Raw genomic sequence first — 20478 nt, forward strand, 5'->3', positions numbered from 1 at the left:
TAACTATTATAATAGCAGGACTTAGGCATAGTAATCTATTGATGATGACGTTTGTTGTCCAGAACTGTGTGTTTGCTTATCTGGTTGCTCACTATTTGTCTCATCTGAAGAGCTATTATTAGCCATTTGACCTTGTGGCTGACCTTCTTGTTGCTCGTTTTGTTCTGGAGATGAATCACCATAAGAAATACTGCTTTCACCTAGCTCTAAACCCTGTTGCATTAATAATTCTCTAAGTCTAGGTAAAGACTGCTCTAGCGCTTCTTTGGCTTGCTGATTTTGCACTACAAAGTTTATTTGTGCTTGCTCTGCATCACTTCGAATGCGAATTTGCATACTGCCCATTTCAGGTGGATCTAAACGAATTTCAGCTTCTTTATTATTAATGCTTAACATTGAGGTAACGCGCTCTTGTAGCATTTTTGCAGCATCACTTTTAATAATATTTAACGCCTGTAAGGTAGCAGGATCAATGCTTACCTGTTTAGCTTGTGCAGTACTTTGCAACTGCCCGGCCTGTAAACTTTGCGCTTCAATAATAGCTTGCTCGTAGCCTAAAGTATCGTATTTAGCGATAGTATTAAGCGACGATTTATCGAATATATTAATGATTTGAGAAAAAATCTGTGCAGCACGCGGTGGCATTTGCTCTGCGTTAGTGGCGCGCATACTCTCTTTTTGTAGTACATCAAGCTGTTTAGCAAGCTCCTCAGGCGTTTCGGCTATCGATTTAGAGCTTTCTAATTTTAGCTCAGGTTTTACATTAGCCGACTCTGTACCTTGGTGTGTTTTAGGTGGAACACCTGCTATCAACGTATTATTAGCAAACAGCGGTTTATCTTTGGCACTAGACAAAGTGTCTGCGTTGATAGCTGTTTCTAAATCACTGATAACCCCTTTTAATAAAGTAAGTTCTTTAGTAGATAGAGGCTCACTTTTAATGTATGCCTGCATCTGATTAAGCAATGCCTGTTTTTCTGGGGTAGTTAACGTACTTATTTGTGTATTAATGGCTTGTTGAGGAGTTTGCGGTTTCTCGCTTTCGCTAACATACTTACTGAGTAATTGCTTTAAATCCGCTACATTGTCTTTATCAATAGGTTTGCTCATCACATCAAGCTCAGTAGCAAGTTCATCTTGTTGTGAAGGCGTTAAATTTGCTAAGAGTTTATCTGCTTTAATTGCATTATCATCTTTTGATAACAGCGCTAAAACAGAGGCGTCTATCGATGCTTTAGTACTCGTAGGAACAGTCGGCTTATCTGATGGTTTAGCAACCGCTTGCTCATTTTTAACAGTCTCAGATTCTCCGGCTATGGCAGCTGTCGCTATCGATTTAGTTCCAAGCTGTGAAGACTCAGCTGCAGTTTTGCTCGCTGACTCAGCACCTACAGCATTTTGTGCTTGTAAAATAGCTGCATCATCAACAATTTCATCACTTGGCAAATTAATAACAATAGGTGCAAGCTTATCTTCAGGCTTGATGTTTATTTTGACACCGTCTTTATCTATTAACTCTGCGCCGCTATGAGAATTATTTTTTACTGAGGTGTCGATTACTTGTGCCGCATTAATTTGCGCCAACATATCTTCACCGCTCAAAGGCTTTTCTTCGCTATCTTGCTCTTTTAGGTCGGGTTGTTCATCTGAGGGCTGTTTGTGTGGCGCTTTGACCTCTGAATCTTGTGTTTCAGAAGCTTGGTTCGCAAGAGCTAGTTGGTCGAAAAAACCAGCATCATTACTACTATCTAGTTTTGCTTTATCACTGTCTTTTTTAACTAAGTATGAGTCTTGCTCAGATACCGCCAACATTGAAATATCATTCATCGCCATAAATCACCTAATAAAAGCGGCAACAGCCCACCGCACAATCCTAAAAAACATTGCTCTAATAGAACATAAGCAATTAGTATGCCTACCTTATAGTGCTTTATTCCTTTGATAAAATTGATTAGAAGAAAACTCATCTAACATTTTTTGTTCATTCTTAGCCACCAGCATATCCGCTTTTAACTGTTGCTTTTCAATTAGCTTAGCAACCGCTTTCGCTTTAACTTGTTGTTTTAACCATAACGTTTTGCGCTGGCTCACGACTTGTTTTGCAGTATTAACGGTACTCGCTTGTTGGCGAGTCGCCTCTTCAATCTTAGCTATGAATGCGTGATACTGGCTAAACCCGGCACTTGATAAGCCCGATTGCCCTTTAATATGAAGTTGCTGCGTATATTCAAGTCGAAAGTCATTTAAGCCTTGAAGCTTTTGCTGATTTAGCTGCAAGTTTTGATTTGCTTGCAAGTAGCTCATGCGTAATGTTTCTTCTTTTTCATTTTCAAGCTTAAGCAGCAAATGTAGTTTATTTTTTGCCATTATGCTTGTCCTAATAATTGTGCGAGCCCTTGTAGGCCATCATCATAACTAATCACGTCACGCATGCCTTGCTGTAAAAATGCGTTCACTCTTGGCATCATGTTTATTGCCTGATCAAGCATTTGGTCACTGCCTTTTTGATAAGCACCCAAGGTGATCATGTCTTTGTTCTGTTGATACATAGAATATACTTGTTTAAGTACCCGAGCTTGCTGCATATGTGGCTCTGAAACTACTTGTGGCATCACTCGAGAAATAGACTTTTCTATATCAATAGCAGGGTAATGACCGCTGTCGGCTAAATCACGCGATAAAACAATATGCCCATCAAGTATGGCACGTGCGGCATCGGCTATCGGGTCTTGCATGTCATCACCTTCACTTAGTACAGTAAAAAAGGCGGTAATAGAGCCTTGTCCTTCTCCGCCATTACCAGCACGTTCCACTAATGCGGGTAATTTAGCAAATACTGAAGGCGGATAACCTTTGGTTGCAGGAGGCTCACCAACAGCCAGTGCTATTTCACGCTGTGCCATGGCATAACGCGTTACCGAGTCAAGCAGTAACAATACGTTTAGCCCTTGATCTCGAAAGTATTCTGCAATGGTGACTGCACTCTCACAGCCCTTTAATCGCATTAATGGCGAAGCATCAGCAGGCGCTGCCACAACAACTGAGCGTTTACGTCCTTCAACACCCAGTATTTCTTCAATAAATTCTTTTACTTCTCGGCCACGCTCACCGACTAAACCCACTACAATTACATCGGCTTCACTGCCTCGAGTCATCATGCCCAATAGTACAGATTTACCCACACCGGAGCCTGCAAATAAGCCCATACGCTGACCTTGGCCTACCGTAATTACTGAGTTAATAGCGCGTACTCCCACATCCATGGGTTTACTAATGGGGCGTCTTGCCAGTGGGTTTATTGCGTTTTGAGCGAATTTAAGTGTGTGTTCTGCGTTTATTTTCCCTAGCCCATCTAAAGGTCGCCCTAAACCGTCGACAACTCGGCCAAGTAAACTCATACCAACAGGTAAACCAGTGTCATTAACTTGAGGAATAACTCGGGCACCAGGAAGTACACCTGAGATATGATCATTGGGCATTAAATATAAGGTTTGATCATTAAAACCAACAATCTCGGCATCAACAAAGCCGCTCATGGTTTCAATTTTACATTGGCTGCCTACTGGAGCTCGCAGGCCTTTTGCTTCAAGTGTTAAACCAACCACACGGGTTAAAACACCCGCAACCGCAGGGGCAGGGGTTTTAATATGTTGTTGGTATTGAGATAAGCGTTCGCTTAATGAAGTATCGCTCACAGACATTGCACGCCAATAAAAAGTTAGATACCACTATTATGCAAAAAACTATCCAATGTTTCTTTGACACGAGTTTTCAAGGTCATATCTAAAGACGATAGTGTTGTCTTAACTTCACAACCGCCGCGCTCCAATGTAGGCTCTGGAATTAACTGCCAATGATTATCTTCAATAGCTTGCTCGCCATAACTGGTTTTTATAAGTGTTAGGTCTTCTGGGTGAAGATGAATTTTAACTTTCTGTTGCTCTGCATTTAGTGCATCAATGCTTTTTTTCAAGGTATGTAAGATAATATCAGGCGAAGTTTTTATCTCTTGATAAATGATTGCTTCACTAAGCATAGTTGCTAACTGTACCAACTGCTTTTCTGCTTGCTCATCCACTTTTTTAAGTGGATCAGATAAACTATCTAACAAGCTGCGTAAGTGAGTTAACTGCTCATCCATCAAAGGTTTAACCTCTTCTTGGCCTTGGGTTTTACCCAGCTCAACACCTTCTTTGTAACCAGCTTCTTTTCCCTCAGTTACGCCTTTATCAAAACCATCTATATAGCCTTGCTCGTGTCCTTGCTTAAGACCTTCCTCATACGCATCTTGGCGAATGCGCTCAAGCTCCACCATAGTAAGAGAAGGTAATTCTTGTTCTTCGGGCTCTTCATCTTGCTCTTTGGCCATTTCTTTATGGTATAGCTCTGCCAATGGCGTACCAAAAGCGGTCGAACGATTGCCAAAACTTCGCTCATCTGGCGCAACATCTGGAATTGGCCAATTTTTTAATAGCTCATCAGCTTCATCAGCGTGTAACGGGCGACCTTTTGAGTTACTCATAAATTATAAGAACTCCTCACCACCGCCACCACCAAGCATAATTTCACCTGAATCTGATAGACGACGAGCTGTTGACAGTATTTCTTTTTGTGCTGCTTCTACTTCACTAATACGCACTGGTGCCATAGCTTCTAAGTCATCAGCAAGCATTTCTGCTGCACGTTTTGACATGTTACCCAAAATCTTCTCTTTAAGCGCTTCGTCAGTGCCTTTAATCGCCTTCATCAGTACATCTTGAGGCACTTCACGTAAAATTGCTTGAATACCTCGATCCTCTACATCCATTAAGTTTTCGAAGACAAACATTAAGTCTTGAATTTGTTGCGACATTTCTTCGTCATGCTCACGGATAGAATCCATTAACTGCCCTTCAACATTGGTATCGAGGTAGTTCATAATATCTGCAGCCGCTTTTAAGCCACCCATTTTCGCAGCTTGTGCGCCCGCTTGACCAGCGAATTGTTTTTCCATAATTTCGTTTAATTCTTGTAAAGCCGCTGGTTGAACTTCTTCTAAATTAGCAATACGCATGGTTAAATCTAAGCGCACTTTTTCAGGAAATTGCGCTAAAATCTCAGCAGATTGTTCCGGCTCTAAATAAGAAAGCACAATTGTTTGAATTTGCGGATGCTCATTACGAATAATATTCGCTACCTGCTTTGAGTCCATCCATTTTAATGAATCAAGCCCTTTAGCGCCTGAGCCCATGACAATTTGGTCTATTAAGCTGGCGGCTTTATCTTCACCTAGTGCAGCCGTAAGTGCTTTTTTGATAAAATCTTCAGACTGAAAACCTATCGTACTAAAGCTTTGAATTTGTTCGATAAACAAGTTGTGCACTGCGCTAATTTTAGCTTGCGACAAATCATCGATTGCCGCCATGGCCATACCTACCTTTTGCACTTGCTTTGGCTCTAAGTGCTTTAGGATTTGCGCTGCATCTTCTTCAGATAAACTTAGCAATAATATCGCCGCTTTATCTACACCATCGAGCTTATCAACATCAAACGCCGGTGGTAGTTGTTTTTGTTCTTGATCAGTCATCTTCTGTTAACCACGCTTTCACTACTTGTGATGATAGTTCTGGTTCATTGGCTACAAGGGCACGAACCGCTTTCAATAAGTCTTCGTCGCCATGTAGGTCTGGTAACTGTAGTGTACCATCGCTTGAGAAGCCAACTGAAGCAGAATCAAAGTCATTATTTAGCATATCTAATGTGCTGTCACCAAGGTCAACACCTGAACTAAGAGAGTCTTCATCATATTCTTCAAGTGTATTATCTGGGTAAATTAATCGCTTAAGCATAGGCTTAACTACAGCTAAAATCAGTACAATAATAACCAGCGCACCTAATACTAAGCGCATCATTTTCATAAACCAGTCTTGTTCCCATAAAGGCAATTCGAAATCAAGCGCTGAGTCTTCACGAACAAATGGCACGGTCACTACTTCAAGTGCATCGCCACGTTGCATATCAAAGCCTACGCCACCTTGTAACAAGCGACGAATATTTGACAAAGCTTCTACCGAGCGTGGTGTCATGGTTGTTTCACCATTTTCACCAACCGTGGGTAAGTAATCGACCGCTACAGACACACTTATTCTGCGGATCACACCCGTTTGCTGACGTTTATGAGAAATAGTGGTATCAAGTTCATAGTTACGGGTAGCTTCTTTGTGAGTTCGACTTGGTGAGGTTGCAGTGCCTGCACCGCCAGCCATTGCATCTTCAGGTATCGTTGAGTTAACCGGAGGCTGATTAGTAAGTGCACCAGGAATACCTACCGCTAAACCACCGATATTATTTTCTTCGAAAGTGGTTTCACTTCTTACTGCCGGTAAATCTGGGTTGTAACGTTTTTGTGTTTCTTCTACTGCACTAAAGTCCATGCTTAAATCTACTTGGGCGGTGTAATTACCTAAGCCAACGACGGGAATTAAAATGCTGTCAATTTTTTCTAGGTATTCTTGCTCACGTTTACGCTCTAGGTCGTATTCTTTACGAGAGCGTGCAGCCAAAGAGGTTTGCGAACCTGAATTTAATAAGCGACCGTTTTGATCGGTCACCGTTACGCGAGAAGGCTCTAGCCCTTGCACCGCTGAAGCAATCATATCAACTACTGAGTCAACTTCTTCGCTATCTAGTGAGCGACCACGCTTAAGCGTTAGTACAACAGTTGCTGAGGGTTTTTTCTCTCGACGAGCAAATACATTTTCTTTTGGAATAGCTAATAGTACTTTGGCGCGAGTAACGTTGTTTAGCTCTTCAATAGTACGGGCAAGCTGTTGCTCGCGACCATGTTTAAGGCGCTCACGCTCTAAACGTTGGCTTACCCCAAACCCCATGTCTTGCATAATAATATCGCTACCTGATCTCGGCCCTTGATCTAAGCCTTCACGGGTCATCAGTAACTTAATATTTTGATACTCAGTTTCATCAACCGACACCACATTACCATCAAGTTCATAGTCAATTTTTTGCGCATCTAAAAAGTCGAGTGTTTCAATTAACTCTTGAGTTTGCATTTTACCTAATGGGCGCATATCTGGCTGACGAGCCCAGATAATCACGAAGATAGCAATAGCCAAACAAATGGCCAATGCAACAATCAGGGTAATTTGACGTAAAACATCAACACCGCCTAGGGCGCTGAAATAGCCTGATTTTTGCTCTTGTTGATCTTCGTTTTCACTTTGCTCCATCATGCCATCAGCAAGTGCCAGATCTGTAGATTGATTAGATTGCGCCACAATAATTCTCCACTACCTAGTTAAACAGGCATGTTCATAATTTCTTTGTAAGATTCAACAAGCTTATTACGAACCTGTACCGTAGCTTCAAATGCCACAGAAGACTTTTGCGAAGCAATCATCGCCTCAGCAAGCGATACGCTTCTGTCGCCCATCTCAACTGCTTTTCTTTTTTGTCCTGTGTCTTGCTGAAGCTCATGCACTGTATTAAGTGCATTACTCAACATATCACCAAATTGTGCTGTAGACGTTGATTGCACTTGCGTTGGCAAGTTATTAACTTGGTTACTACGCGTGGCTTCTGAAGCCATAGATTGCATTTCTTGAAATAAAGCACTGTTTTGAATTTTCATAATTGTCTCTGATAATGCAGTAAACTCTTAAAGAGAATAAAGCACAAAACATGCCAAAAATAAAACCCAATTAAAACAATGTGTTGAACTATAAATTTACGTAGTCAGAGTTTTGACAGCCCTAAAATGTGTTACTTAGTTTTAGGGCTGTTGAGGTTATGCAGGGAGGGAAATACCTAAATCGCGCATTTGCGCTAATTTGTAACGCAAAGTACGTGGACTTATACCTAAGGTTTCGGCTACTTCTTTACGTTTCCCTTGGCAACGCGCCAAGGTTTCTAAAATTATGCGATGTTCTTTATCTTTAAGCTCATCTTTATAACTCCCCGTGTCTAGGGCGAGTAAATCATTTTTTTGCTCATCTTCGGGCATTGTTTTTTCATCATAATAAGCATTACTGAGACTATTGTTTATAGGCTCAGGCACTGTTGTTGTTTCAACCACAAACTGGGTTGGGGTTAAATTTTCGATAAAAATTGCATGCTCATCAATAGTACTACCACTGCGTAAAATTAAAGCACGTTGAATAACGTTATCCAGCTCTCGAACGTTACCGGGCCAGCTATGGCTAAGCAGTTTTTGTTCAGCACTTGTATCTAGATACGCCATTGGCTCTTTGCTTTTACTTAAGTGACGTTCAATTAAGTGCTTAGCCAGTACAATAATGTCGCCAGAACGCTCACACAGAGGTCGCCACAGCAAAGGGAAAACATTGAGTCGATAATATAAATCTTCGCGGAACTGATTATCAGCAACCGCCTCTTTTAATTCGCGGTTACTAGTAGCAAGCACACGTACATCTAGCGAAATAGTTTTTCGACCACCTAAACGCTCAACTTCGCGTTCTTGTAATACCCGCAGTAGTTTGGCTTGTAAGCCTAAATCCATTTCGGTGATTTCATCAAGTAAAATGGTCCCACCCTGTGCTTGTTCAAACTTACCCGGGCAGGCCTGAATCGCACCAGTAAACGCGCCTTTTTCATAGCCAAATAGAGTAGCTTCGAGCATGTTTTCTGGAATAGCAGCACAGTTAATTGCTACAAACGGTTCATTACAGCGCTTTGACTTGTCATGAATATACCTTGCCAGTACTTCTTTACCTGAGCCACTTGGCCCAAGTACCATTACACTGGCATCTGAACGAGCAACTTTACCTGCAAGTTCGAGTAATTGAATACTGCTAGGGTCGGCAACGATAGGACCGTCTGTTTCTTTTTCCTTTTCAGGTAAGTAACGGCTCACCATGTTCAATAGCACTTCTGGGGCAAATGGCTTAGCCATATAATCAATCGCGCCTAGGCGCATGGCTTCAACTGCATCATCAATTGTGGCATAGGCCGTCATCATAAGTACGGGTAAATCAGGGTGATTTAATTTAATACTGCGTAATAAATCTAAGCCACTCATTTCGCCCATTTGTACATCACTGACCACCAGTGAAAATACGTCTTTTTTTAATAACAACATCGCTTGCTCTGCACTATTGGCTGCCGTGCAAGCGATGCCCGACATTTCTAAAGTATCAATTAATGCTTCACGAAGTCCGGCGTCGTCTTCTACAACTAAAATAGTGTTACTCATGTGACTCCCCTAATTTAGATGTGACACTAATAGGCAGCAACATGCTAAAAATTGCTCCCCCGTGTGGGTTGTTGTTTGCCTCCACCCTTCCCTGATGCGCACTTGCTACCGAACTAACAACGGCAAGCCCTAAGCCTGTACCTTGGCTTTTAGTGGTATAAAAAGGTTCAAATATTTTCTCGCTCTGGACTAAGTCAATGCCTGGACCATTGTCACTCACGCTAATGCGTACAAAGTCAGAGTCTTGTTTGTCACGTAGGGCGCTAAGGTGAACTTGCGCGCCACTGCCAATCACTTGAATACTGTTGTGAATAAGGTTTTGAATAGCGCTTGCTAATGCGGTTTTATTACCCATGATTTCTATATCGGGTTCAGGTAAGCTCACATTTAATTCGCTATCATTGAGCGCTACCATGGCATCAGCACCGGCTTTTACTTCACTGAGTAACTGTTGCATCGACACTTGCTCAACTACCTGTTGATCACCACTTTTAGCAAATAGCAGCATGTCGTTTACTTGGGTTTCTAAATCTTTCAAGCGAGACATTAATTTTGTGTGAAAACTGCCGCGTGATGCTTCCGGTAAGCGCTTTGAGCCTAAGTTGGCAGCATACAACATAGCTGCTGATAACGGTGTGCGTACTTGATGGGCCAAAGATGCCACCATTTTACCTAACGCACTTAAACGCTGCATATGCGCGACTCGCTTTTGTAAACGTCGGGTTTCGGTCAAATCGGTCATTAATATAAGTTGCCCAGGCTCTGGCGCAAGTGCGGTAATATCGAGTTTTATTAAGCGTCCATCTTTTAACGACACTTCATGACCATCATCTTGATGAGGACGAAATGAGCGCTGAATAACACTAAACCACTTCTCACCTTCTAGTGGTTCACCGAGCATATCGATAGCAATTTGATTCGCTTTAGCGATCATTCCTTTACCATCGAGTACAATTACGCCCGCAGGCATAGTATCAACTAAATGAGAAAGCCAACTTGCCTGTTGACGCAAATCACTCAACTCACCAACATACTCCTCTTGCAGTAAACATGGGTTATACTGGTTAGCAGAAATAAACTGGGGTTTTAGCACACTTGCAAGGGCCATAATTAACTCTCTAAAATAATGTAGATACAGTAGCTAATGCACAATGTGTACCAAAATTATTTCACAGTAAATTCAATAGATTAAACCGTAAAAACACGTGCCGTAAAAATGACGCGCAAAGGAAAATGTATGAATAAAGAGACTCAGTGCCGCTGCCCATGGTTAGATACAACAAAACCTGACTATGTGGATTATCATGATCATGAATGGGGCGTCCCTGTGTATGACGATCAACTACTTTTTGAGTTTTTGACATTAGAATCGGCACAAGCAGGACTCAGCTGGTATACCATATTAAAAAAGCGTGAGAATTATAAAAACGCCTTCGCCAATTTTGACGTACGCAAAGTAGCGGCCTTTACTGAACACGACATAGAAAAATTAATGCAAAATGCGGGCATAGTTCGCAACCGCTTAAAAATTGTCGCAACAATTAATAACGCAAAATGCTTTATTACTATTCAAGAAGAGTTTGGCAGTTTTAGTGATTATCAGTGGCGATTTGTTGGTAATAAACCTCAGGTAAACGATCTAGAAACACTGGCCGACTACCCTGCAGTTACTGAGGCATCGACGTTATTTGCGAAGGATTTAAAAAAGCGTGGCTTTAAATTTTTAGGCCCAACCACAGTGTATGCTTACATGCAGGCCTGTGGAATGGTTAACGATCATAGTAATGATTGTTTTAGGAAGGAAGAAGTTAAAAAATTAGGCTAAGGGCGGGTTTCGGGTTACGAGACGCGAGGTAAACCCGCTCTAAAAGTTAAGCGCAGTGTTTATTTTTTCTAACCTAACACCTTACACCTAGTACCTAATATCTGCACTTAACCCTCAATCTCTAGAAAGGTTATATTTTTTCATTTTTTCAACCAGTGTGGTTCGCCTTACGCCAAGTACTTCAGCAGCACGGGCGACAACGTAATCAAAGCGCTCTAATGCCTGGGTGATTAAGTTAATTTCAAGCTCAGCTAAGTACTCCTTAAGCTCAATACCTTCATCGGGCAATAAACCCGGTGCTGCTTGAGCAAAATCATCTTCGAGGTCTATTTCGTCTTCGCTGAATCCGCCACTAAAAATATCATTAAATGCATCACGCTCCATCAGTTCTTCTGGGTACTGTGGCTCATAGGCTTCAACTTCAATGTAGCGGTATTTGTTAGGTAAGTCAGGAACATCCACCACCTTGTCTGGGAACATAATAACCATACGCTCAACTAAGTTAGCGAGCTCACGAATATTACCCGGCCAAGAATGCTCTTTTAAACTATCAATAGCACGCTCTGTAAACTTAGCCGTAGTACCGCTTTGCTCATTTACGCGGCGCATAAGCTCTTTAAGTAGCAAAGGGATGTCTTCTGCACGTTGAGCAAGTGATGGGCTCTCAATAGGAAAAACATTTAAGCGATAGTATAAATCTTCTCGGAATGAGCCTTTTTCAATCATGCTTTCAAGATCACGGTGGGTTGCAGCAATAACACGTACATCGGCTTGAATCGCTTTGGTACCGCCAACGCGCTCATAGCTACGCTCTTGTAGTACTCGCAGTAACTTAACCTGCATTTGCAGCGGCATATCCCCTATTTCATCTAAAAATAGCGTGCCACCTTGCGCCAATTCAAACCGGCCTTTACGTGCTGAAATAGCCCCGGTAAATGCACCTTTTTCATGGCCAAATAGTTCACTTTCTAGTAACTCTGCAGGAATTGCCCCACAGTTTACTGGTACAAATGGACCTTTGTTACGCTTAGAAAGCAGATGCACATTACGAGCAACCACTTCTTTACCCGTGCCCGACTCACCTAAAATAAGTACGTTGGCGTCGGTTTTAGCAACCTGCGTAATTAAAAAGCGTAAGTCTTTTACGGCTTTGGTTTCACCTACAAGGCCATCAAAGGTGCTTTTTTCTTTATTATATTGATGCTCATGAGGCAGCATACGCTGATATTGCTGACAATCATGTAGTAACTGAGTGGTAACTTCATGAGTAAATGGCTCACAAATTAGTCCAACAACATTGGCGAGACTCAGTAGCGGTTTGAGCGTTTCACCAATAAGTAAAAAAGGAAATGTTGGATAGCGTTTAATTAAACTTTCATGATCTAAAGATTGCAGCGCCCCTAACACCACAATACATTCTTTATTTTGATAGTGAATACATGCCTGCTCAAAGTCAGCTTCTGTTTGCAACTGTACCGCCTCACCAATAAAAGTAAGCGATGCATATAATCCAATAGAGCGATTATTATTATTATCTAAAATTAAGATCATTTTTAGCGAGCCATTTATTTCACTAATTTGTTTTATTAATCAAATTGTAAGCCAGTTGGATTTGGATGCAAGTAATAGCGGCGATTTTTTGACATTAACGCCAAAAAACAGACACCCAGCCTAAAAAGCCAATACTTTATAACTAATAACTCTTTAACTATTTATAACAGCATACCTACTTAGGATGAATTATCTAACACGTTTTGCCACTGATGATGATGCGACTCTACACAGAAGAAACTCATAAAAAGTGCTATTATTACTTAAAGGTGTGACTGTTTTTGCCGATAAGTAATAGTCAAACTTATGTTGGAACTAAACTTGCTTAAGGTTCTACACAGTAATTAAAATTTGAGGAATTACCCATGGCTCATGCATCAATCAATAAATACCGTCAAATAACAGTTAGCAGCGTTAAAGAGATGACTCCCTACGACCAAGTTAAACTCGTGTTTGTAAATATTGTTGGCAAGCTCTCTGCTGCAAAAGGATTTATTGAACGTAAAGAGTTAGAAAAAAAAGGCAACGCAATCTCTGATTGTATTGTGCTACTTGGTGCGTTGCAGCAAGTGTTAAATTTTGAAGACAATAATGAAGTATCAACTAACTTAGACTCTTTGTACGATTACTGTCAGCGTTGCTTATTAACTGCAAACCTTGAAAACAACATTGATAAAATTGATGAAGTAATTACCTTAATTAAAGAGATTAAGTCAGGCTGGGAAGCAATTCCATTCGAACAAAGAGAACCACAACTGTAATGTCTTTAAATCGGGTTACAAGCTCACAAGTTAAAGATAGTGAGACTCGAGCATATTGCAATGAGCTAGTAAGTTTGATTGCTGACTCAGAAGATTGGGATATTGAGCAAGCGCTGAATATTCATAATAAACTTGATATTCACATAAGTAGCTCACTTTCTAGAGAAAAAACTCATTATTCAGCTACTGAACTTGAGTTTTTAATTAACCTAATAGAACAGCTATCTGTTAAAATAGATAATCAAAAGCAACTATTAGCGGTTAAAATAGTTGGTAATCAAAAAAATAAAAAAGCTGTAAATAAGTATAAATCTAATATTTAAAAACACTTCTTGCCTTAGCTAACCCCCTATTTTATTCCCCTTTACAGAGTGATTAATTGATTTATCACTCTGTATTTTTATAGCCTGAAAGTTCACTATAAACCAAGCGTTGTTAATTACCAATAAGCGAACAGGTATAAAAAAACCTGACTAACAAGCCAGGCTTTATTTACTAAACAATGCTATTTAGCTAGACTTTTTAGCCACACCCGGTAGGTTAGCTAATTGTTGCTGCAAGTAACTTCCTGTCGAGTTTAGGTTAGCAACTAATATATCCATGGCATTGTATTGGCTATATAGTCGCTCTTCATACTTTTTCATTCGGCTATTAAATGCATCAACTTCATCTTGTAGCTTATCGAGTTGTGTTTCACGCCCTTCAATACGTGAACTAATAATACCATCAGAGGCCGTATAACCTTTAATAACAGTATCTAACTGGCCAACAAAACCATCACCGTCATTTTCGCCAACAAAAAACGTTTGGATAGCTTGTGGATCACTTTCTACGGCAGCTTTAAGAGCGTCAGAATCAATACTTAACTTACCTGAGCGCTCAGTTCTAATACCAAAGTTAGCTAAAAAGTCGGTATTACCATTACCCGTGCTAAATTCAGATGTTAACATCGAGCGTACTTGGTTTACAGAGCCTCTAAGTAATGAATCACCCGCAAGTGCACCAACGCCCTCTTCAGCGCTAGAGCGACCGAGCTGATTTGATAAATCAATAAATGCATTAAACTTCTCTACAAACGACTTTAATCCAGCAGCAACATTATTATTATTTTCAGTGATAGTTGCTTTACTTAAATCATCGTCTGCATTGTGAGTTTTTTTAGCATTAATGGTAACGCCTTCAATAACATCTTTAAACTCATTGGTACTGCTTGAGGCCACAAGCGTTCCGTCAATCGTAATTGAAGCATCCGTCGCTGCAGTTACTTCGTTTAAGTTTTCAGCATACGTTGTTGATGTTGTATCACTATCATACGCAAGACGAGACAAGCCAGACAAGTCTGTATTACCACCATCACCGACATCATCAACTACAATTTTTATTGCGTTTTCTGCGCCGGTTTCTTTACTTGATAACACTAATCGCTGCCCCGTATCATCGGTAATAATAGTAGCATTAACTGAATCATTGTCAGCAGAGTCATTAATCGCGTCACGTATATCAGTCAGCTTTGCTGTGTCTGACACATTTATGTCAAAACTGTTAGAGCCTGAACTAATCGTGAGCTTACCCTCTCCCACCGCTTCATCGCCAGCTATAGCATTTGATGTTAGCTTATGGTTCTCAGCCAAACTATTAACTTTAATCGAGTAATTATTGGTTTGCGCGTTTTTTTCAGAGCTTAAAGAAACAAAGTCGTCACTGCCACTGATAGTGCGCTTTTGAAAGTTTTCGATGTCACCCAATGATTCTAGTGAACCATTAAGCTCTTCCAAAGAGGCTTTTAGGGTACCTACTGCAGATATATCGGTAGTAAAGTTTGCTTGCTGTTTAGTTACTCGAGCTTGGTAAGGGCTTTTTTCAGCATTCACTAAAGCAGTTACAATTTCATTAACTTGAAGCCCTGAACCTATACCTGTAAATGAAATAGCCATAATACTTACCCTCTTAAATTGCTCAAACTAAACTTTAAAATCAACTAACACGCCAGTGGCTTCCGCTAATTTAGCAACAATTCCTAACACTTCTTCAGAAGGATACTGCTTAACTAAATCACCACTTTCTTTATCAATCACCTTAATAACATTACGGCCAGAATCCTCATCCACTTTAAACTGTAGACTACGGTTCATTTCGCCCATGAAGTCCTGCAATTGCTGTACCACCTTCTCTAGTTTTTCAGGTGATAACTCTGTTTCAGAAACTTCACTATTACTTGCAGTGGTGGTGATGGGTGTATTCTTTTGTTCATCAGCATTTTGCTTAACTTGTGATGGGGTTTGGTAACTTGAGGTAACCTCACCTTTTTGCGCTGAGCTGATATTTAGATTTAAACTTTGCGTTTCCATAATTCGCTCCTACTATAAAGCGATATAAAGCTTTATACCTATACAAGAAAGGAAGGGTTGCCCCTTCCTTAGTAGTTAAGTATAGAGCTTATTGTTAAATTAACCTAATAAGCTAAGTGCTGCCTGTGGTAACTGGTTAGACTGAGCTAAGATTGTTGTACCAGCCTGTTGCATAATCTGGTTCTTAGTTAGTTTAGCTGTTTCTGCAGCATAATCTGTATCTTCGATACGACTTTTAGAAGCCGACACGTTTTCTGATACGTTTGCAAGATTCGCAATAGTGAAGCCAAAACGGTTTTGCACCGCACCTAAGTCTGCTCGTTGTGCATCAATTTGCGCCAGTGCCGCATCAATTGTTTCGATTGCATTTTGTGCACCAGCACTGGTCGTACCTGAAATGTCAACAGTTTCCACTGAAACTAATTTACTTGTACCACCTGTTGCTCCGATAGCTGCAGAGCCAGTACCTAAAATTTCGTTTGCAGTAGTACCTGATACACCGATTTTATCAGGTGAGCTTAGGCTTAACGAAGATGTAACGCTCATTGCAGCATTTGCACTTGCAAGCTGAGCACCAGCAGTTAAGTTATTTTCTAAGCTTACGGTTGCATTAGCAGTGGTAGAGCCTGTAATCTGAATACCATCTACACCTTCAGTTTTAAGCGTTAGCTTACCGTCATTTACAACTGCATCGTAACCATCAGCCTGCAAGTCAGCTGCTAAGCGGTCAATATCACCACCGTAGTTAGCTAAATCGTAAGAATCAGCACCTACACCATCATCAGCACCATCAACCACACCTGAAGCGCCTGTTGCGGTGTTACCAATTTCTAAGATACCATCATCGCCTGCACCTAGTGCAGTAATTGTTACATCTAATTTTGCTGTAGCAGTAACACCTGCAGCTGCATCATTGATAGTTTTTGCAATTGTTGAAGCGCCATCAGCAGCACCAACCGCTGTAGCTTTACCATTTATAACTAAATCAGGATCTGCAGTAGTTGCTGTGGCTAACGCTGCTGTAGCAGTAGCGATACCTAACACACTACCTGCACCTTCAATTTTGTTTGCGCCGATTGCATCAGCAGAAACATCACGCAGACTTACGTTGATTGTTTCGTTAGCGTTAGAACCTACTTGGAACTGTTTGGTGCCGAATGAACCATCTAGTAAGCTTGTACCACCAAATTTAGTCGTTTCAGCGATACGAGTAAGCTCTTGCTGTAATGCGCCAACTTCTTTTTGTAGTGCTGCACGAGCGTTAGCATCGTTTGAACCATTTGCTGATTGCAGCGCTAGGTCACGCATACGTTGTAAGATGTTTGATGACTCTTGCATCGCACCCTCAGCAGTTTGCGACATTGAGATACCATCGTTAGCGTTACGCTGAGCAACACCTAAACCATTAATTTGTGAAGAAAGGCGGTTAGCAATTTGTAGGCCTGCCGCATCATCTTTCGCGCTGTTGATTTTCATACCAGATGAAAGGCGTTGCATTGATGTACCTAACGCATCGCTAGATTTTGATAAGTTTCTTTGTGCATTTAGTGATGCAACGTTAGTATTTACTGATAAAGCCATGTTATAACTCCTGATTACTTTCGTAATGTAACTAATTGATTTTAACCAAGAGCCATCACAATAAAAATCTGTTCAAGCTCCGTTCTAATTAAGTTAACGGCCGTTATAAAATTACCTTTAGCTTTTTTTTAAAAAAAATAATAAAAACTTTTAGTTGATTGAAATACAAACAAAAAAGCCAAGCTATATCGCTTGGCTCTTTTATAGTTAGCGGGTATTAGCCACCTAAAAGACTTAATGCAGCCTGAGGTAACTGGTTTGCCTGAGACAAAATGGTGGTACCTGCTTGTTGCATAATTTGGTTTTTAGTTAGCGTTGCAGTTTCAAGCGCGTAATCGGTATCTTGAATACGACTACGCGAAGCTGAGACGTTTTCAGATACGTTTGCAAGGTTAGCAATGGTAAAGCCAAAACGGTTTTGCACCGCACCTAAATCGGCACGCTGAGCATCAATTTGCGCAAGCGCCGCATCTATGGTGTTAATGGCAGACTGTGCACCTGCACTAGTCGTACCTGATATATCAACACTTTCAACAGATGTTAATTCACCTGAACCACCGGTAGCTGAAATATTTGCCCCGCCTAGAATATCATCTACGTCAGTACCAGATATACCAATTTTCTCTGACGAAGATAAAGTAAGTGATGATGAAACACTAATATCGTTATTAGTAGCACCACCAGCAACTGGCGCGCCACCTGTAGCGTTATTTGCGATGGTAGCTGTGCCGGCTGTACCTGTCATTTGAATACCGTCAACACCTTCAGCTCTTAGTATTAACGAACCATTATCGACAATTGCATCATAACCATCGGCTTGCAGTTTTTCAGCAAGTCGGTCAAGACCGCCACCAAATTCTGATAATTTATAAGTATCAACCGCAGCACCCGCTTTACGAAGAGTTAAGTCGCTGTTATCTGCTGATGTTAGCCCTGCAATTGTAACATCTAATTTTGCAGTGGCAGTAACCCCTGTTGCTTCTTTATTTATGGTATCCGCTATTTCAGCAGCGCCTTTACCCGTAACACCTGCATCAGGGATTGCAACACCATTTATATTTAACCCTGCAGTAGCCACAGCGCCAGTTGCCGTAGCAAGTGGCGCTGTTTGTGTTGCAACAGCACCCAGTAAAGTACTGTTTCCTTTTACTTCATATGCACCAATAGCATTGGCAGCAACATTACGTAAGCTTACATTAATGGTTTCATTCGCATTTGCACCTACCTGAAACTGTTTAGTACCAAATGTACCGTCAAGTAAGCTGGTCCCACCAAATTTGGTGGTGTCTGCGATACGAGTAAGCTCTTGTTGCAGGGCTGCGACTTCTTTTTGTAGGGATGCACGGTCAACTGCACTGTTCGAACCATTCGCTGATTGCAGTGATAAGTCACGCATACGTTGCAGAATGTTTGCAGACTCTTGCATCGCACCTTCAGCAGTTTGCGCCATAGAAATACCATCATTGGCATTACGCTGAGCTACTGTTAGACCATTTACCTGAGACGTTAGTCGGTTGGCAATTTGTAAACCTGCAGCATCGTCTTTTGCGCTATTAATACGCAAACCAGATGATAGTCTCTGCATTGAGGTTTCAAGTGCCATGCTAGATTTAGATAGATTGCGTTGCCCATTAAGTGATGCAACATTTGTATTTACGCTTAAAGCCATTTTACCATCTCCTAGTTTCAATCAGAATGTGGTTCAAAATATTTAAGCAAAAACCACACTTTCTATGACTAGCTAAATGCATTAGTTGTGCCAACTAACAAAAAAAAGTTAAACCCCTGTTTTATAACAACTAAATCGGTTTTATTGCGGCTTTAAATTGAGGGCTAGCGTTTTTTTGACAGAAGAGAAAAAAGGGGTGACAGTTTTTTGCCGCCTTGTTAAGGCAAGTTATTACCTATTTTTGTTAAAGTAATAACCTGCCTTGGATGGTATTTATAAATAATCGAATAATGAAAGTTTAGCCAAGCGACCAAAAGTCGCCATCGATCTGTCTAAACCTGCCTCCTGTTTAGCGAGTTCACTAATGGCTGCAGCAGGATCAATTTCAATTAAGCTCGCTCTGTTGTCTTGATTATTAATATCTAAAGCACTGTTTGAATCGGTCACACGCTCCACCACGTTCATACGCCCACCAAGACCAGCCTGAGTAAACACAATTTGCTCACTGGCATTTTTAAGCTGAATTAACCCATCCGATAACGCTTGGTTAATTTGCGCTCCATCAAGTTGTTTGTTATTTAGACTAGTGATCAGATCTTCCAGCGTATTAAGTACATTTTCTTTACCTGGCTTTTCAAGGGTAAAATCAAGTTGGCCGGGGGCTACACCTTCAAGTTGAATTTCCATACCGGCAAATTCAATCGGCTCATCGGTTACTTCACCAGTAACAGGTGGTACTAGAGGATTACCATCGCGTAATATTTCATATTGATCAGGCGCTGAAGGCGTTGCACCAGGGATAACATTAACGTTATAGGTATTGATCGTTGGAGAAATAAGCGGATTTGGGTCTGAGTTATAATTATCTTTATGAAAGCGATCAAACTCGCCTTGGTTTTCAACATAAACAGTCCCTGCGGTAATGCCGCCTGATGGCGCTCCATCATTCGACACGACATCAAGACGTGCATCTACGCGTTCAAATACATTAAAACCATTATCACTTGACTTGATCTCAACCCCTTTTGCGATCGTCACTTCATGCTGGCCTTGATCGCCTTGGTATTCGTATTTGCCATTAGTGCTGTTAAATGTATAGGTTTGAATATCGTCTTGATAGCCAGAGAATAGGTATTTCCCCCCTTCTGATTGACTATTCATTAAGTTAAGCAGCGATTTTTGCAATTCTTTTAGTTCACTGGCAACTGAAGCCAAATCACTTTGACCTAACGAACCATTGCCCGCTCGTATGGTTAGCATTTGCGCCTCTAAAATAGTGTCGTTCATACCTTTAAGTATGCTTTCTTCGGTTGATAAGCGACCATTTAGCTGCTTTATATTTTTAGTTAACTGCTCATTGGTTTCTATTTTATTGGTGTACAACATCCCTTGCGATATAGCAGCTGGGTTTTCAGAGGTACTCAAATACTTTTGACCTGTGTTTGCTCGCTCTAAAGCGCCTGCAACGCCCTGTTGATTATCTAAAATTTTATTAATTTGACTTTGATACATTAAATTATTTGATAAACGCATAA

The 20478-nt window shown here is 40.9% G+C and carries 18 protein-coding genes; 3 read left to right on the plus strand and 15 right to left on the minus strand.

All coding sequences use genetic code 11. The annotated features are described in order from the left end of the window. Positions 1-21: 21 nt before the first annotated feature. From MTF66_RS24270 to MTF66_RS24310, 9 genes are all read right to left on the minus strand, one after another. Positions 22-1833 (minus strand): flagellar hook-length control protein FliK, encoded by a 1812-nt coding sequence (locus MTF66_RS24270; protein WP_138622152.1) that lies wholly within the window; start codon positions 1831-1833, stop codon positions 22-24. An 87-nt stretch (positions 1834-1920) separates the two neighbouring features. After that, a complete protein-coding gene (gene fliJ, locus MTF66_RS24275) occupies positions 1921-2367 on the minus strand; it encodes a flagellar export protein FliJ (RefSeq protein ID WP_010387909.1) in 447 nt (148 codons plus the stop codon). Continuing rightward, complete coding sequence (fliI, locus tag MTF66_RS24280) at positions 2367-3701, minus strand: flagellar protein export ATPase FliI (protein ID WP_054201721.1); 1335 nt, start codon at positions 3699-3701, stop codon at positions 2367-2369. The genes fliJ and fliI overlap by 1 nt, the downstream gene beginning before the upstream one ends. 17 nt (positions 3702-3718) lie before the next feature. Next, the gene (gene fliH / locus MTF66_RS24285) at positions 3719-4522 is read right to left on the minus strand and encodes a flagellar assembly protein FliH (protein ID WP_055013207.1); all 804 of its coding nucleotides are present in this window, start codon (positions 4520-4522) and stop codon (positions 3719-3721) included. 3 nt (positions 4523-4525) lie between these two features. Next, the gene (gene fliG, locus MTF66_RS24290; protein ID WP_010387902.1) at positions 4526-5566 is read right to left on the minus strand and encodes a flagellar motor switch protein FliG; all 1041 of its coding nucleotides are present in this window, start codon (positions 5564-5566) and stop codon (positions 4526-4528) included. Beyond that, on the minus strand, positions 5559-7274 hold the full coding sequence (gene fliF, locus MTF66_RS24295) for a flagellar basal-body MS-ring/collar protein FliF (protein ID WP_248528961.1): 1716 nt from the start codon (positions 7272-7274) through the stop codon (positions 5559-5561). Before fliF ends, fliG begins: the two co-directional genes overlap by 8 nt. Before the next feature lie 20 nt (positions 7275-7294). Continuing rightward, entirely contained in the window at positions 7295-7627 is a 333-nt protein-coding gene (gene fliE, locus MTF66_RS24300; protein WP_010387900.1) for a flagellar hook-basal body complex protein FliE, read from the minus strand. Positions 7628-7783: 156 nt separating this feature from the next. Continuing rightward, positions 7784-9208, minus strand: a complete 1425-nt coding sequence (locus MTF66_RS24305; protein ID WP_138622156.1) for a sigma-54 dependent transcriptional regulator — start codon at positions 9206-9208, stop codon at positions 7784-7786. Beyond that, the gene (locus MTF66_RS24310) at positions 9201-10316 is read right to left on the minus strand and encodes a PAS domain-containing sensor histidine kinase (RefSeq protein WP_138622158.1); all 1116 of its coding nucleotides are present in this window, start codon (positions 10314-10316) and stop codon (positions 9201-9203) included. The genes MTF66_RS24305 and MTF66_RS24310 overlap by 8 nt, the downstream gene beginning before the upstream one ends. Positions 10317-10445: 129 nt before the next feature. On the opposite strand from MTF66_RS24310, the gene MTF66_RS24315 reads away from it, so the two are divergent. Further along, the gene (locus tag MTF66_RS24315) at positions 10446-11033 is read left to right on the plus strand and encodes a DNA-3-methyladenine glycosylase I (protein ID WP_109874275.1); all 588 of its coding nucleotides are present in this window, start codon (positions 10446-10448) and stop codon (positions 11031-11033) included. A gap of 114 nt (positions 11034-11147) precedes the next feature. On the opposite strand, the gene MTF66_RS24320 is transcribed toward MTF66_RS24315, so the two are convergent. After that, a complete protein-coding gene (locus tag MTF66_RS24320) occupies positions 11148-12584 on the minus strand; it encodes a sigma-54-dependent Fis family transcriptional regulator (protein ID WP_138622160.1) in 1437 nt (478 codons plus the stop codon). Positions 12585-12949: 365 nt separating this feature from the next. On the opposite strand from MTF66_RS24320, the gene fliS reads away from it, so the two are divergent. Continuing rightward, positions 12950-13345 carry a flagellar export chaperone FliS gene (fliS, locus tag MTF66_RS24325; protein WP_008112168.1) on the plus strand — a complete coding sequence of 132 codons (396 nt, stop codon included), beginning with the start codon at positions 12950-12952 and terminating at the stop codon, positions 13343-13345. Then, a complete protein-coding gene (locus tag MTF66_RS24330; RefSeq protein ID WP_024602019.1) occupies positions 13345-13668 on the plus strand; it encodes a hypothetical protein in 324 nt (107 codons plus the stop codon). Before fliS ends, MTF66_RS24330 begins: the two co-directional genes overlap by 1 nt. A gap of 186 nt (positions 13669-13854) precedes the next feature. Here MTF66_RS24330 and fliD read toward each other — a convergent pair whose 3' ends face one another. The 5 genes from fliD to flgL all read right to left on the minus strand — a co-directional run bounded on the left by fliD (position 13855) and on the right by flgL (position 20476). Beyond that, a complete protein-coding gene (fliD, locus tag MTF66_RS24335; RefSeq protein WP_138622162.1) occupies positions 13855-15279 on the minus strand; it encodes a flagellar filament capping protein FliD in 1425 nt (474 codons plus the stop codon). 27 nt (positions 15280-15306) lie between these two features. Further along, positions 15307-15693, minus strand: coding sequence for a flagellar protein FlaG (locus MTF66_RS24340; protein WP_054201727.1), 387 nt, complete (start codon positions 15691-15693; stop codon positions 15307-15309). Positions 15694-15792: 99 nt separating this feature from the next. Next, the gene (locus MTF66_RS24345; RefSeq protein WP_138622164.1) at positions 15793-17274 is read right to left on the minus strand and encodes a flagellin; all 1482 of its coding nucleotides are present in this window, start codon (positions 17272-17274) and stop codon (positions 15793-15795) included. Between the two features lie 217 nt (positions 17275-17491). Beyond that, positions 17492-18943, minus strand: coding sequence for a flagellin (locus MTF66_RS24350; protein WP_138622166.1), 1452 nt, complete (start codon positions 18941-18943; stop codon positions 17492-17494). A gap of 273 nt (positions 18944-19216) precedes the next feature. Further along, entirely contained in the window at positions 19217-20476 is a 1260-nt protein-coding gene (flgL, locus tag MTF66_RS24355) for a flagellar hook-associated protein FlgL (protein WP_138622168.1), read from the minus strand. Positions 20477-20478: the final 2 nt, after the last annotated feature.

The sequence above is a fragment of the Pseudoalteromonas sp. 2CM39R genome (assembly GCF_023161845.1).